We start from the raw sequence: 15041 nt of genomic DNA, 5'->3' as shown, positions 1-15041 counted from the left end.
CCCAAGGACAGAGGCAACTCCATGAGTGATCAACCGCACGTCTATCCGGTACCCGATGACTTCGCCAGCAAGGCCTGGGCCGACAAGGCGACCTACCAGGCCATGTACCAGCGCTCGCTGGACGATCCGGAGGGCTTCTGGGCCGAACAGGCCGAATGCCTCGACTGGTTCAAGGCGCCGAGCAAGATCAAGCACACCGTCTTCGACACCCATGACGTCGACATCCGCTGGTTCGAGGACGGTTGCCTCAACGTCAGCAGCAACTGCCTGGATCGCCACCTCGAGACCCGCGGCGATCAGACCGCGATCATCTGGGAAGGCGACGATCCCAAGGACTCCAAGACCCTGACCTATCGTCAGCTGCACGAGCGTACCTGCCAGCTGGCCAACGCCCTCAAGGACATGGGCGTGAAGCGCGGCGATACCGTCACCCTCTACATGCCGATGATTCCCGAGGCCGCCATGGCCATGCTGGCCTGCGCCCGCATAGGCGCGGTGCACTCGGTGGTGTTCGGCGGCTTCTCCCCGGACGCCCTGGCCCAGCGCGTGAAGGATGCCGGCTCCAGGGTGGTGATCACCGCCGACGAATCCGTGCGCGGTGGCAAGCAGGTGCCGCTCAAGGACAACGTCGACGCCGCCCTGACCCGCGAGGGCAGCGACGTCTGCGAGAAGGTGCTGGTGGTCCAGCGCACCGGCGGCGAGATCGACTGGCACGAGGGCCGCGACCTGTGGTTCCACGAGCAGGTCGACCCGCAGTCCACCGACTGCCCGGCCGAGGAGATGGGGGCCGAGGACCCGCTGTTCATCCTCTATACCTCCGGCTCCACCGGCGCGCCCAAGGGCCTCAAGCACACCACCGGCGGCTATCTGCTGCACGCGGCCCTGACCCATCGCTACGTGTTCGACTATCACGACGGCGATATCTACTGGTGCACCGCCGACGTGGGCTGGGTGACCGGCCACAGCTATATCGTCTACGGCCCGCTGGCCAACGGCGCCACCACCCTGATGTTCGAGGGCGTGCCCAGCTACCCGACCAACGGCCGCATGGGCGAGATCGTCGACAAGCACCAGGTCAACATCCTCTACACCGCCCCCACCGCGGTGCGCGCGCTGATGGCCCACGGCGACGACGTCATGGATTCCAGCTCCCGCGACAGCCTGCGCCTGCTGGGCTCGGTCGGCGAGCCGATCAACCCCGAGGCCTGGGAGTGGTTCCATCGGGTGATCGGCAAGCAGCGCTGCCCGATCGTCGATACCTGGTGGCAGACCGAGACCGGCGGCATCATGATCGCGCCGCTGCCCGGCGCCACCGACCTCAAGCCCGGTTCCGCGACCCTGCCGTTCTTCGGCGTGCAGCCGGCGCTGGTGGACAACGAGGGCAACATCCTCGAGGGCGCCACCGAGGGCAACCTGGTGATGCTCGACGCCTGGCCGGGCCAGGCACGCTCGATCTGGAACAACCACGAGCGCTTCCTGCAGACCTACTTCAGCACCTACAAGGGCATGTACTTCACTGGCGACGGCTGCCGCCGCGACGAGGACGGCTACTACTGGATCACCGGCCGCGTCGACGACGTGCTCAACGTCTCCGGTCACCGCATGGGCACCGCGGAGATCGAGTCCTCGCTGGTGGCCCACGAGTCGGTGGCCGAGGCCGCCGTGGTCGGCTTCCCCCACGACATCAAGGGGCAGGGCATCTACATCTACGTGACCCTGGCCGACGACGTGGAGCCCAGCGACGAGCTCAAGAAGGAGCTCACCAAGTGGGTACGCAAGGACATCGGGCCGATCGCCTCGCCGGACGTCATCCAGTGGGCGCCGGGGCTGCCCAAGACCCGCTCGGGCAAGATCATGCGCCGCATCCTGCGCAAGATTGCCGCCAACGAGTGCGATGGCCTGGGCGATACCAGCACCCTGGCCGATCCGTCGGTGGTCGACGACCTGATCGAGCATCGCGCCAACCGTTGATGACGGCTCCCCCCGGGGAGTCTTACAATCCTGAAAGCCGGCCTGCGGGCCGGCTTCTTCATGGCACGAGGCAAGATTGTCGACAAGCTGGCGACGATCGCTTGGGCATCTCCTCGGCCATGGGGTAACATGCCGATAACAAACACTGCGTCCCGAAGGCGGCGGACGGCCCCCGCTGCTCCCGGATCCGGAGGAGAATCCATGGCCTTTGCCCAGAAGTTCATCGTCGCCGACGATCATCCGCTGTTCCGCGCGGCCCTGACCCAGGCGCTGCGCCAGGTCGCCCCCCAGGCGGAAATCGTCGAGTCCGATACCATGGAGGCCACCACCGAGGTCGTCACCCGGCATCCGGACGCCGATCTGATCCTGCTCGACCTGCACATGCCCGGCGCCCACGGCTTTTCCGGGCTGATCCAGCTGCGCGGCCAGACGCCCGACATCCCGGTGGCGGTGGTCTCCGGCAGTGACGAGCTGCACGTGGTACGCCGCGCCATCGACTATGGCGCCTCGGGCTTCATCCCCAAGTCGTCGTCACTGTCGCTGATCGCGGAAGCGGTGGGCGAGATCCTCGACGGCGAGGTATGGCTGCCCGAGGAGATGGCCGATGCGCTGGGCGAGGCCGACGAGGAGGAGGCGCGCTTCGCCGAGGCCATCGCCTCGCTGACGCCGCAGCAGTTCCGGGTGCTCAACATGCTCACCGAGGGCCTGCTCAACAAGCAGATCGCCTATGAGCTGAACGTCTCCGAGGCCACCATCAAGGCCCACGTCACCGCCATCCTGCGCAAGCTCGGCGTGCACTCCCGCACCCAGGCGGTGATCGCCGCCCAGAAGCTCGAGGTCGAGCCGCCCAAGGTGGAGCAGTCCTGAGCCGGGATCGAGACGCCGGAAGAACGGCGCCTCGCGTCCACCAGCTTGAGGCTGGAAGAAAAGTCGCCCCCATGGCCTTGCCGTGGGGGCAGTTTCATTTACGCAGCTTTCCAGCTTTCCAGCTTTCCAGCTTCCAGCTAGGCGCTAGGCGCGCGGCTGGCCTGCAGGGTGCGGGTCAAGAGCGCGCGCAGGGCGGCGGGGCGCACCGGCTTGAGCAGCAGCTGGTAGCCGGCGCGCTTGATCTCCTCGGCGACCTCCTCGGTGCGGTCGGCGGTAATCACGATGCCCGGCACCGCGCCCTCGAGTCGCTCGCCGAGCGCCTCCATGGCCATCAGGCCGGTGACCTCGTTGTCGAGGTGATAGTCGGCCAGGATCGCGTCGGGGTCGGCGTCCAGGTGGCGCAGCACCGACTTGGCGCCGCCGATCGAGGTGGCGGTGAAGACCTCACAGCCCCAGCCGGAGAGCATCGCCTTCATGCCTTCGAGAATCAGCGACTCGTTGTCGATGCACAGGATGCGCTTGCCGGCCAGCTTGTTGCCGGCGCGCTTGGGCCTGGCTTCCTCGCGGCGTTCCTCCTCGCGGGCGGCCACCGTCGGCACGCTGACCGAGAACACGGTGCCCACGCCCTCCCAGGAACGCACCCGGATCGGGTGATCGAGCACCCGGGCCATGCGATCGGCGATCGACAGCCCCAGCCCCAGGCCCTTCTCGCTCTCCTTGTGACGTGAGGTCTGGTCGAGGCGGCGGAACTCCTGGAAGATCTCGGCCTGCTTGGCCTCGGGGATTCCGGGGCCGGAGTCCCAGACCTCGATCGACAGCCGCTCGCCCTGGCGCCGGCAGCCCAGCATCACCCGCCCCTCCTGGGTGTAGCGGATGGCATTCGACAGGAAGTTCTGCACGATGCGCCGGAGCATCTGGGCGTCGCTGTCGACCCACTGGCGGGTGGGGACCACCACCAGGTCGAGGCCGCGGTCCTCGGCCATCACCTCGAACTCGGCGCGCAGCGGACGGAAGACGTCGGCCAGGGCGAAGTGGCTGCGCCGCGGAGTCAGCGCCCCGGCGTCGAGCTTGGAGATGTCGAGCAGAGTGCCGAGCAGCTCCTCGGCGGCCTGCAGCGAGTTGTCGATATGGCCGATGGTGCGGCGCATCTCGTCGGCCTGCATGTCCTGGGACAGCGCCGAGGTGAACAGCCGCGCGGCGTTGAGCGGTTGCAGCAGGTCGTGGCTGGCGGCGGCCAGGAAGCGGGTCTTGGAGGCGTTGGCGTCTTCGGCGACCTGCTTGGCCTGGCGCAATGCCTGCTCGGCCTCGGCGCGTACCCGGTTCTCCTGGCGCAGCGCGGCGTTGGCCTCGGACAGCGCCTGGGTGCGCTCGCGCACGCGCTCCTCCAGGGTCTCGTTGGTCTCCTGCAGGGCGATCTCGGCGCGGCGGCGCTCGGTGATGTCCTGGTAGAGGGCGAAGAAACCCAGGATCGCCCCGCTGTCGCCGAAGTGCGGCGTGTAGGTCACCAGCATGTAGCGGATGCCTTCGGCCAGGGTCAGCGAGACCTCGAAGCTGACCCGCTCGCCGTCCAGGGCGCGCTCGATCCAGGGCGCGCGCTCGCGGTGCATGTCCGACGGCAGCACCTCGTGCAGCGGGCGGCCGATCACCGCGTTGCGGTCGATGGAAAAGGCCTGCTCGTAGGCGCGGTTGGTGAAGAGGTAGCGGCAGTCCTTGTCGAAGTAGGCGATCAGCGCCGGCACGTTGTCCGTGTAGATGCGGATGTTGTTCTCCGAGCGGATCAGCGCCTCCTCGGTGCGCTTCTGCTGGGTGATGTCCTGGTAGGTGTAGACGAAGCCGCCGCCGGGCATGGGGTTGCCCTGGACCTCGAGCACGCTGCCGTCCTGGCGGTAGCGCACGTAACGGTGCGGCTGGCCTTCGCGGATGTTGTCGAGCAGCAGCTGCACGTGTTCCTCGGGGTCGCCGGGGCCGTACTCGCCGTTGTGGGCGTTGTAGCGGAAGATGCGATCGATCGGCGCGCCGACCCGGATCAGGTGGTCGGGGAAGCGGAACAGCTCCAGGTAGCGCTGGTTCCACACCACCAGGCGCAGGTTCTGGTCGACCACGCTGATGCCCTGGTTGATGTTCTCGATGGTGGCCTGCAGCAGGGCGCGGTTGAATTCCAGCACCTGGGAGGCCTCGTCGACGATGGAGATCACGTCGGAGATGCCGATGCCGCGGCCCTGCAGGGCGGAATTGACCACGATGCGTGCCGAGGACGCGCCGAGCACCGAGGCCAGGAAACGCTCGGTGAACTGGATGACGTCGATCGAGGCCCTCGCGTTGTCGTCCAGCGGGGTGCCGGTGCGCCGCGCGTAGTCGTCGAAGGCCCGGCCCACCTGGTCGGCGCTCAGGAAGCGCTGGCACAGCACCTTGAGGTCGCCGACCGTGGTGGCGCCGGTCCAGGGGCGGTTCACCGAGGTCTGGCGGGTCTCGACGCTGTCGACGAACAGCGAGGCCTGGATGCGTTCCACCACCCGCTGTGGCGTCATCTGGGAGACGAAGATGTAGGCCACCAGGTTGACGCCCAGCGACAGCATCACCCCGTGGGTGAAGCCGTCGCCGACGTTGAGACCGAACAGCGAGGTGGGCGACAGCCAGCCGATGCCCATCGGGCCGCCGTCGAGCCAGGCCTGGGGCAGCACGCCGGCGCCGATCATCGCCGGCAACAGCAGGCTGTAGGCCCAGATGGCGAAGCCGGCGTTCATGCCGACGATCACGCCCAGGCGGTTGCCGCGTTTCCAGTAGAGCCCGCCGATCAGCGCCGGGGCGAACTGGGCGGCGGCGGCGAACGACAGCATGCCGATGGCGGCCAGCGAGCTGAAGTCGCCGATCAGTTGATAGGCCCCGTAGGCCAGCGCCAGGATCGCGGCGATGGTGATGCGCCGCGCGCGCAGCACCAGCCGGCCGTAGTCCCGGGCCTTGGTGTCGAACCAGCGCAGCCGGAACAGTGCCGGGATGACGATCTCGTTGGAGATCATGATCGAGACCGCCACCGCGGCCACGATCACCATGCCGGTGGCCGCCGAGAAGCCGCCGATGAAGGTCAAAAGCGCCAGCCATTCGCTGCCCGCGGCCATGGGCAGGGCCAGCACGTAGCTGTCGGGGTCGACGCTGCCGTCGGGGAACAGGGTCAGGCCGGCCGCGGCCAGCGGCAGCACGAAGAAGGCGAAGGCCGCCAGGTAGAGCGGGAACAGCCAGCGGGCCTTGGCGGCGTCGTCGCGATGGGTGTTCTCGACCACCGCGACGTGGAACTGGCGCGGCAGGCACAGGATCGCCAGCATCGCCAGCAGGGTCTGGGCCCAGAAGCTCTGGCCGAAGTCCTGCTGGGCCAGCTGGCGCTGCAGCTGCAGCTGGATGTCGGCGAAGGCCAGCAGGTCGCCGAGGCCGTCGAACATGCCCCAGGTGACGTAGGCGCCGAGCACCAGGAAGGCCACCAGCTTGACCAGCGACTCGAAGGCCACGGCGTGGATCAGTCCCTCGTGGTGCTCGGTGGCGTCGGTGTGGCGGGTGCCGAAGAGGATGGCGAACAGGGCCATCACCGCGGCGACGTAGAAGGCGGTGTCGCCGAACAGCGGCGCCCGGGTGATGTCCGAGGCCTCGGTCAGCACGCTGAACGACGTCGAGACGGCCTTCAGCTGCAGCACGATGTAGGGCAGGGTGCCGATCAGCGCCACCAGGCTGGCGAAGGCCGCCAGCGACTGCGTCTTGCCGTAGCGCGAGGCGATGAAGTCGGCGATGGAGGTGACGTTCTGGTGCTTGGCGACGCGGATCATCTTGGCCAGCACCGGCCAGAACAGCAGCAGCGTGAGGATCGGCCCGACGAAGATGCTGGCGAACGACCAGCCCGAGGTGGCCGCCTGGCCGACGGCGCCATGGAAGGTCCAGGAGGTGCAGTAGATCGCCAGCGCCAGGCTGTAGATCACTGGTCGACGACGGCTGGCGCCGTGGCGGCGGGCCATGCGGTCGCCGCGCCAGGCGATGGCGAACAGCACGGCGATATAGAGCAGTGAAACGGCGATCAGCAGCCAGCCAGCGAACATGGTCATCTCCCTCGGGTTCCCGACCATTCTAAGGCCCGGTGGAATGCTGTCCATGTTCGAGGGTGCATCAGCATCGGGACGAGACGACTCGTCAAGTGGCGCCGTGGGCAAGCCGAAGCGGAGCTCCTGCGCCATGGATGGCGCCGGGAGCTACAGGGATGTATTCATGCGTCTCCGCGGAGGCTTGCTGACGGCCGGTTCGACCCTGGCGGAGGTGCCCTTCATTGATGCCCGAGCATCAGGCTTTCAGGCGGCGGTGCAGACCGCCCGGCGCAGCGGGTCGCCGTCGTCGAGCCGGCGCATGGCCTCGGTCTGCGCACGGCCGCTTTCGTCGTCGAGCGGCACCAGCTCGCCGGAGGCGCAGTTCAGCAGGTGCGGCCGATGCATCAGCCGGTCGGCGGCGCCCATCTCGAAGCGGTAGAGGATGAACTCCACCAGCGGCTCGTCGTCGGCCCGCGAGCGCGACAGCCCGTCCTCGTCGATCACCGTGAAGGCCGTGGTCAGCGGCACCACGTAGGTCCAGGGGCGCCAGAAGGCGGGCCGCTGCTCGCTGGCCACCACCCTGGTGGAGTCGGGCAGCTGAGCGCGCTTGTGGTCGAACCAGGTGTATTCGTGGTGGATCTGGTAGGCGATCATGCCCAGGCCGGCGAAGGCCGGCACGATCCAGCGAGGCAGCCGCTTGGCGGTCAGGGTGCGCAGCAGCAGGGCGATGCCCGCTGCGCCGAGTCCGGCGAAGACCGCCGCGATCAAGTGCCAAATCATCGAGGTCGTCCTGATACGCGTCGGGCTTCCCGAAGGAAGCCCGACATGGAAGAGTGGGCCGGCGCCCCGTGGGCGCCGGAAGGATTATGACTCAGTGGTCGACGGCGGTGCCAGCACCCTTGGGATAGCGCACGCTCTCGACCAGGTCCTGGATCTCCTGGGGCGGCTCGGCGGTCGCCTTGGAGACGGTGAAGGCCACGGCGAAGTTGATGATCGCACCGACCGCGCCGATGGACAGCGGCGAGATGCCCATCACCCAGTTCTCCGGGGTGTCCGCCAGGTTGTTGGTGCCCGGAATGAAGAACCAGCCCTTGTAGACGAAGATGTAGACTAGGGTGAAGACCAGACCGGTGACCATGCCGGCGATGGCGCCGTGATTGTTCACCCGCTTGGAGAAGATCCCCATCATCAGCGCCGGGAACAGCGAGGCCGCGGCGATACCGAAGGCCAGGGCCACCACCTGGGCGGCGAAGCCCGGGGGGTTGGCGCCCAGGTAGGTCGCCACCACGATCGCCACCGACATCGAGATCCTGGCTGCCATCAGCTCGCCCTTCTCGGTGATGCGCGGATTGATGGCCCCCTTGATCAGGTCGTGGCTGATCGCCGAGGAGATGGCCAGCAGCAGGCCGGCGGCGGTCGACAGTGCGGCCGCGAGACCGCCGGCGGCGATCAGGCCGATGACCCAGCCCGGCAGATTGGCGATCTCGGGGTTGGCCAGCACCAGGATGTCGTTGTTGACCGACAGCTCGTTGCCTTCCCAGCCGCGCTGTTCGGCGGTCGGCGCGAAGGCCTCGGTGTCGTTGTAGAGCTGGATGCGGCCGTCGTCGTTCTTGTCCTCATACTGGATCAGGCCGGTCTCTTCCCAGGTGCGGATCCATCCCGGGCGCTCCTCGTAGAGGATCGGGTTGGCGGTGGCATCCTCGACGTTCTCGACCTGGCCGGCCATGTCGGGATAGACGGTGGTCGCGATGTTGAGGCGTGCCATGGAGGCCACGGCCGGGGCGGTCAGGTACAGCAGGCCGATGAACACCAGGGCCCAGCCGGCGGACCAGCGTGCGTCGGCCACCTTGGGCACGGTGAAGAAACGGATGATGACGTGGGGCAGGCCGGCGGTACCGATCATCAGCGACAGGGTGAACAGCACCATGTTCAGCTTGTTGTCCACGTCCGCGGTGTACTCGTTGAAGCCGAGTTCGGTGATCACCTCGTTGAGCTTGGCCAGCAGCGGCATGCCGGATTCGCTGTGTTCGGAGAACAGGCCCAGCGCCGGGATCGGGTTGCCGGTCAGCTCCAGCGAGATGAACACCGCCGGGATGGTGTAGGCGATGATCAGCACGATGTACTGGGCCACCTGGGTGTAGGTGATGCCCTTCATGCCGCCCAGCACCGAGTAGAAGAAGATCACCACGGCGGCGATGATCAGGCCGGTGGTGGCGTCGACTTCCAGGAAGCGCGAGAAGGCCACGCCGGCGCCGGCCATCTGGCCGATGACGTAGGTCACCGAGGCCACGATCAGGCAGACCACCGCGACCATGCGCGCCTGCTTGCTGTAGAAGCGATCACCGATGAATTCCGGCACCGTGAACTTGCCGAACTTGCGCAGGTAGGGGGCCAGCAGCATGGCCAGCAGCACGTAGCCGCCGGTCCAGCCCATCAGGAAGGTGGAGTTGGCGTAACCGCCGGCGGCGATCAGGCCGGCCATGGAGATGAAGGAGGCTGCGGACATCCAGTCGGCGCCGATGGCCATGCCGTTGGTGATCGGATGCACCCCGCCGCCGGCAACGTAGAAGTCCTTGGTCGACCCGGCCTTGGCCCAGATGGCGATGCCGATGTAGAGGGCGAAGGAGGCGCCGACGAACAGGACGTTGATGGCAAATTGACTCATGCTGAGTTACTCCCCGAGCCCGAATTGCTTGTCCAGCCGGTTCATCTTCCAGGCATAGAAGAAGATCAGGCCGATGAAGGTCAGGATGGAACCCTGCTGGGCGAACCAGAAGCCCAGGTCGGTGCCGCCCACGGCAATGCCCGCCAGCAGCGGTCGAAGCAGGATGGCCGCGCCATAGGAGACGGCTGCCCAGACGACCAGACAGCCGGTAATCAATCTAAGGTTGGCCTTCCAGTAGGCCTCGGCATTGGGGGTCTCTTCAGCCATGATATTGCTCTCCACTTGTTGTTGGGGTCGGGAAGTTGCTCACAGCATTCATGGGTCGCCGCGTGGCCTTCCCGGTGTCCGGCGAGCGGACCGCGGCGGCGTGCCGGATGATGAAGTGACCGTCGAAGAGGGGTCGCATCTCGGCGGGATGGCATCACCCGATGATCATCGTCAATGCTGGTCAACAACGCCGGAAAAAACATCGCAGACTTTCGTATCATGAGCGTAAAACGATTCAATTAGTGATCGTAAGTTTGTTGTAAATCAATATATTACGAACCTTCTGGAAGGATTTGACTCGAGAGGAGGCGGCAAAGGTTGGACGATCGTCTATCCCCGTGTCCGAATGATGACTCGGCATCCGATCTCGGCATAACGTCATGACGCATGAGGTCACGGTCGTGGGCTATGACTTTGGTATAAAGCCGAGATTCGTCGGGTCGGCCTGCGGCGGAATACCTAACACCATGGTCTAGATTCTGGTCGCGAGAGGGGGTTGCTACTCTGGACCCGAGCCCTGCTGTCCCCGGTTCTTCGTCTCGCGCGTGGCCCATGCCCCGTTCGGTGCGCGATCCGGGGCGGCGATTCCCGGCACGAGGACCCGCTTCCATGGTCGATGTCGATCTCTCCCACGCCCCCTTCAGCCTGCTCGACGAGGCCGGGCGGGAGCGCGTGCGCGGCGGTCTCGACCTGGCCTACTTCGATTGCGACGAGATCATCCTCGAGGCGGGGCAGCCCGGCGAGAACGTCTTCCTCATCCACAAGGGCGAGGTCGCCGAGCTGGACACCACCCAGCCCGGCGAGCGCCAGCGCATCGGCCACTACACCGGCGGCGATCTGTTCGGTGCCATCAGCATTCTCAATGGCCAGAGTCGCTATCGCTTCCGTGCCGAGCAGGAATCGCTGTGCTACCTGCTGCCCCGGGCGCTGTTTCTCGAGCTGTGCGACGCCTATCCGGCCTTCGATGCCTTCTTCCGCCAGCGTCTCGCCGACAAGGCGCGGCTGCTGACCGAGCAGCGCGCGGCCGGCGGGGTGACCATGGCCGGCTTCATGCTGGCGCGGGCCCAGGACTGCATGCGCCCGCCGCGCTGCCTGGGCGGCGAGACCACCATCGCCGAGGCGGTGCGTCTGCTGCATGACGAGGCGGTCGACAGCCTGCTGGTGCAGGGCGAGGCCGGGCCGGGCATGGTCACCAAGACCGACCTGCTCGACGCCCTGGTGCTCGAGGGGCTCGGCCAGGAGACACCGCTGTCGTCGCTGGCCGGGGAGGAGCTGATCACCGCCCGGCCCGATCAGTACCTGTTCGAGGTGCTGGTGCTGATGACCCGCCGGCGCATCGAGCGGGTGGTGATCGTCGAGGACGAGGCGCCGGTGGGCGTGGTGGAGCTGACCGACGTGCTCAGCTACTTCTCCAGCCGCAGCCACGTGGTCAGCCTGCAGGTCGAGCAGGCCGGCGACCTGAAGCAGTTGGCCTCCGCCAGCCGCCGTACCGCCGAGCTCGCCGGTGCGCTGATGGCCCAGGGCGTGAAGCTGCGCTTCGCCATGGGGCTGCTGGCCGCGCTCAACGGTCGCATCATCCACAAGGCCTGGGACTTCTCGATGCCCGAGTCCCTGAGGCGCGACAGCTGCCTGATGGTGATGGGCAGCGAGGGGCGCGGCGAGCAGATGCTCAAGACCGACCAGGACAACGGCCTGATCCTCGACGACGACCTGGCGTGGCCGGACTGCATGGAGCGCATGGCCGAGTTCACCGAGACCCTGGTCTCGCTCGGCTACCCGCGCTGCCCCGGCAACATCATGGTCTCCAACCCGGACTGGGTGGGCACCGAGCGCCAGTGGAAGGCGCGCATCGCGCGCTGGGTCGAGGCCCGCGACGGCGACAGCCTGATGAAGCTGGCGATCATGCTCGACGCTCATGCGGTGGCCGGCAATCCGGCACTGCTCGAGCGGGTGAGGGAGACGCTGTTCGAGGCGGCCTCCCGTGACGAGCTGCTGCTCTCCTACTTCGCCCGGCCGGTGATGCGCTTCTCCACGCCGCTGACCCTGTTCGGCTCGCTGAAGAAGCCCCAGCACGGCATCGACATCAAGAAGGGCGGCATCTTTCCCATCGTGCATGGCGTGCGGGTCATGGCGCTGGAGCGCGGCATCCTCGCCACCGGCACCCTGGATCGCCTCGATGCCCTGGCCGCCGACGGGCGGCTCGAGGAGCGCTTCGCCGAAGACCTGGGGGAGGCGCTGTCGCTGTTCACCCAGCTGCGCCTCGAGCAGCAGCTGGCGCGGCTGGAGGGCGACGGCGGCGACGAGAGCGGCGAGCCAGACCGGGTCGTGGTCCAGTCGCTGTCGTCGCTGGAGCGTGACCTGCTGCGCGAGGCGCTGCACATCGTCAAGGACTTCAAGCAGCGGATTTCCCATCGTTATCACCTCGAATACACCTGAGGTGGCCGGCCGCCGCCTCTCGACACGACAAGGACATCGACATGCTCAAGACCCTGCGCCGCCTGGTCGACCGCCACCGCCACGCCCATGGCCAGTATGGCTGGCTGTTCCGCCCCTATACGGGGGAGGAGCTGGTGGCGCTGGCCGTGCAGTCGACCGGCGGCGACGTGCGCAGCGCCGAGCCGCTGGCGATCGCCGCGGTGCGCCTGCGCGGCGATCGGGTGCTGACCAGCGAGTCGCTGGAGCTGCGGCTGACGCGCCCGGAAGGCGTGGACGCCGAGGTGCTGCGGCGTCACGGCCTGCGCGGCATCGATCTCGACGACGGCGTGACGCTCGACCAGGCCCTGGCGCGGCTGCTCGACTTCGTCGGCAATCGCCCGCTGGTCGGCTGGCGGCTGGATCGCGACCTGGCGTTGCTGAACCGCCCGCTGCGCGCCCGATTCGGCTTCGACCTGCCCAATGCCGGCATCGACCTGGTCCAGCGTTACCAGCGTTACCATCATCATTCGCGGCTCGAGGTGGCACCGGCCTTCGAGCGGGTCGCCGCGCAGCTCGAGGTGCCGCTGATGGGGCGCCACAGCGTGCTGGGCACCGCCGTGACCACGGCCCTGATGCACCTGCGGCTGGACCGCGACGCGCTGCTCGAGCGCCGCAGCGGCTGAACGCGCGCCACGTCGCCAGCCTGGCGGCAGGGTGGTAGGATAGGCGCCCTTTCCCTTTCCCCGATTGCCCTGGCAGCGCCCCGACCATGCAAGATGCCGTGACCTTCGATCCCCGTCCCGCCGATGAGGCCGCTTCGGCCGAGCCGTCGACCCTGTCCGCCGAGGCGCCCGACGCCAAGGCCAAGCGCGAGTTCAACAAGCTGCAGAAGCGTCTGCGGCGCCAGGTCGGCAACGCCATCATCGACTTCGACATGATCCGCGAGGGCGACAAGGTGATGGTGTGCCTGTCCGGCGGCAAGGACAGCTACACCATGCTGGAGATCCTGCGGAATCTGCAGCGCAACGCGCCGGTGAACTTCTCGCTGGTGGTGGTGAACCTCGACCAGAAGCAGCCCGGCTTCCCCGAGCATGTGCTGCCCGAGTACCTGGACGGGCTCGGCGTCGATTACCATATCCTCGAGCGCGACACCTACTCGGTGGTCAAGGAGAAGACCCCGGAAGGCAAGACCACCTGCGCGCTGTGCTCGCGGCTGCGCCGCGGCTCCCTCTATGGCTATGCCGAGGAGATCGGTGCCACCAAGATCGCGCTCGGTCATCATCGCGAGGACATCCTCGAGACGCTGTTCCTCAACATGTTCTTCGGCGGCAGCCTCAAGTCGATGCCGCCCAAGCTGCTCTCCGACGACGGCAAGAACATCGTCATCCGCCCGCTGGCCTACTGCCGCGAGGCCGACATTGCCGAGTTCTCGGAGCGCATGGCCTTCCCGATCATCCCCTGCAACCTGTGCGGCTCGCAGCCGAACCTGCAGCGTCAGGTGGTCAAGGAGATGCTCGCCGAGTGGGAGGCCAAGCATCCCGGCCGTCTGGAAAGCATGTTCAAGGCGGTCACCAACGTCGCCCCCTCGCAGCTGGCCGACCGCGAGCTGTTCGACTTCGCCGGGCTGGAGGACAAGCAGGCGAAGATGCAGGCCGACCGCATCGATCTGCATAACGAGTGAGTAGCGCCTAGCGGCAAGCGCCCGGCTGCTCAGTAACGGGCGGCAGATGTCGAGGAAGCCAATGAGAAACCCACGGGACGTCGAGTCCTGTGGGTTTCTTCGTTGACGTCAGGAATGGCCATGACATCATCCTGCCGCGCTTGGCGCTTGGCGCTTGGCGCTTGGCGCTTGGCGCTTGGCGCTTGGCGCTTGGCGCTTGGCGCTTGGCGCTTGGCGCTTGGCGCTTGGCGCTTGGCGCTTGGCGCTTGGCGCTTGGCGCTTGGCGCTTGGCGCTTGGCGCTTGGCGCTTGGCGCTTGGCGCTGTCAGCGGCAGCCCTCTTCCTCGGCCAGCTCGGCCAGGGCGTCCAGGTCGAGGATGTTCACCTCGCGGCCGGAGACGGCCACCAGGCCCTGCTGCTGGAAGCGGCCCAGGATGCGGCTGACGGTTTCCACGGCCAGCCCCAGGTAGTTGCCGATGTCGGCCCGGGACATGGAGAGCCGGAAGCTGTAGGCGGAGTAGCCGCGGCGCCGGAAGCGGTCGGAGAGGCTGGCGAAGAAGGTGGCCAGCCGCTGGTCGGCGGTCTTGCGCGACAGCAGGCGCATCATGCGGCGGTCGTCGCGCATTTCCTTGCTCATGCTGCGGTAGAGCTGGGCGCGCAGCTCCGGCAGGCTTTCCGACAGGGCATCCAGGCGATCGAAGGGGATCTCGCACACGGTGGTGGTCTCGAGCGCGATGACCGAGCCGGGATAGGTCGACTCGTCGATGCCGTCCAGCCCCACCAGTTCGCTGGGCAGATAGAAGTTGGTCAGCTGATCCATGCCGCCGCCTTCGCTGGTGATCTGCTTGAGGCTGCCGGAGCGAACCGCATAGACGCTGGTGAAGGGGCTGCCCTGACGGAAAAGCGACTCGCCCTTCTTGAGCGGCGGACGGCGGCGGATGATGGCATCGAACTGATCGATGTCCTCGAGTTCGAGGGCCAGGGGCAGGCACAGGGAACTCAGGCTGCAGGTCCGGCAGCGGGTCTCGTGCAGCAGTGAGCGGCGCCTGCCGGCTGCGATATCGGGCATGCTGTCCTCCTTGATCGGGGCTTGCCTTCCCCATTATGGCGGATAGCACCCGCCCGGGCATAGCATC

At 67.2% G+C, this 15041-nt stretch carries 10 protein-coding genes; 5 read left to right on the top strand and 5 right to left on the bottom strand.

The window, feature by feature from the left end; genetic code table 11:
- Positions 1-21: 21 nt before the first annotated feature.
- Entirely contained in the window at positions 22-1971 is a 1950-nt protein-coding gene (acs, locus tag QWG60_RS13500) for an acetate--CoA ligase (RefSeq protein WP_046078238.1), read from the top strand.
- A 201-nt stretch (positions 1972-2172) separates the two neighbouring features.
- Positions 2173-2838 (top strand): LuxR C-terminal-related transcriptional regulator, encoded by a 666-nt coding sequence (locus QWG60_RS13495; protein ID WP_035597503.1) that lies wholly within the window; start codon positions 2173-2175, stop codon positions 2836-2838.
- Between the two features lie 137 nt (positions 2839-2975).
- Here QWG60_RS13495 and QWG60_RS13490 read toward each other — a convergent pair whose 3' ends face one another.
- The 4 genes from QWG60_RS13490 to QWG60_RS13475 all read right to left on the bottom strand — a co-directional run bounded on the left by QWG60_RS13490 (position 2976) and on the right by QWG60_RS13475 (position 9831).
- Entirely contained in the window at positions 2976-6917 is a 3942-nt protein-coding gene (locus QWG60_RS13490) for a hybrid sensor histidine kinase/response regulator (RefSeq protein ID WP_146909966.1), read from the bottom strand.
- A 246-nt stretch (positions 6918-7163) separates the two neighbouring features.
- Positions 7164-7679: a hypothetical protein gene (locus QWG60_RS13485; protein ID WP_146909947.1), complete on the bottom strand. Its 516-nt coding sequence runs from the start codon at positions 7677-7679 to the stop codon at positions 7164-7166.
- A gap of 91 nt (positions 7680-7770) precedes the next feature.
- Entirely contained in the window at positions 7771-9564 is a 1794-nt protein-coding gene (locus QWG60_RS13480) for a sodium:solute symporter family protein (protein WP_035597485.1), read from the bottom strand.
- 6 nt (positions 9565-9570) lie between these two features.
- Positions 9571-9831: a DUF4212 domain-containing protein gene (locus QWG60_RS13475; RefSeq protein ID WP_046078236.1), complete on the bottom strand. Its 261-nt coding sequence runs from the start codon at positions 9829-9831 to the stop codon at positions 9571-9573.
- Positions 9832-10440: 609 nt separating this feature from the next.
- Here QWG60_RS13475 and QWG60_RS13470 point away from each other — a divergent pair.
- The 3 genes from QWG60_RS13470 to ttcA all read left to right on the top strand — a co-directional run bounded on the left by QWG60_RS13470 (position 10441) and on the right by ttcA (position 13927).
- Positions 10441-12267 carry a putative nucleotidyltransferase substrate binding domain-containing protein gene (locus QWG60_RS13470; protein WP_046078235.1) on the top strand — a complete coding sequence of 609 codons (1827 nt, stop codon included), beginning with the start codon at positions 10441-10443 and terminating at the stop codon, positions 12265-12267.
- 41 nt (positions 12268-12308) lie between these two features.
- Positions 12309-12929 (top strand): 3'-5' exonuclease family protein, encoded by a 621-nt coding sequence (locus tag QWG60_RS13465; protein ID WP_046078234.1) that lies wholly within the window; start codon positions 12309-12311, stop codon positions 12927-12929.
- Between the two features lie 86 nt (positions 12930-13015).
- Positions 13016-13927 carry a tRNA 2-thiocytidine(32) synthetase TtcA gene (ttcA, locus tag QWG60_RS13460; protein ID WP_146909945.1) on the top strand — a complete coding sequence of 304 codons (912 nt, stop codon included), beginning with the start codon at positions 13016-13018 and terminating at the stop codon, positions 13925-13927.
- A gap of 303 nt (positions 13928-14230) precedes the next feature.
- Here ttcA and fnr read toward each other — a convergent pair whose 3' ends face one another.
- The gene (gene fnr / locus QWG60_RS13455) at positions 14231-14974 is read right to left on the bottom strand and encodes a fumarate/nitrate reduction transcriptional regulator Fnr (RefSeq protein ID WP_052052526.1); all 744 of its coding nucleotides are present in this window, start codon (positions 14972-14974) and stop codon (positions 14231-14233) included.
- Positions 14975-15041: the final 67 nt, after the last annotated feature.

Origin of the sequence: Halomonas halophila (genome assembly GCF_030406665.1) — a bacterium.
In the GTDB taxonomy this organism is placed as follows: domain Bacteria; phylum Pseudomonadota; class Gammaproteobacteria; order Pseudomonadales; family Halomonadaceae; genus Halomonas; species Halomonas halophila.
This window is presented reverse-complemented; position numbering and strand designations above follow the sequence as displayed.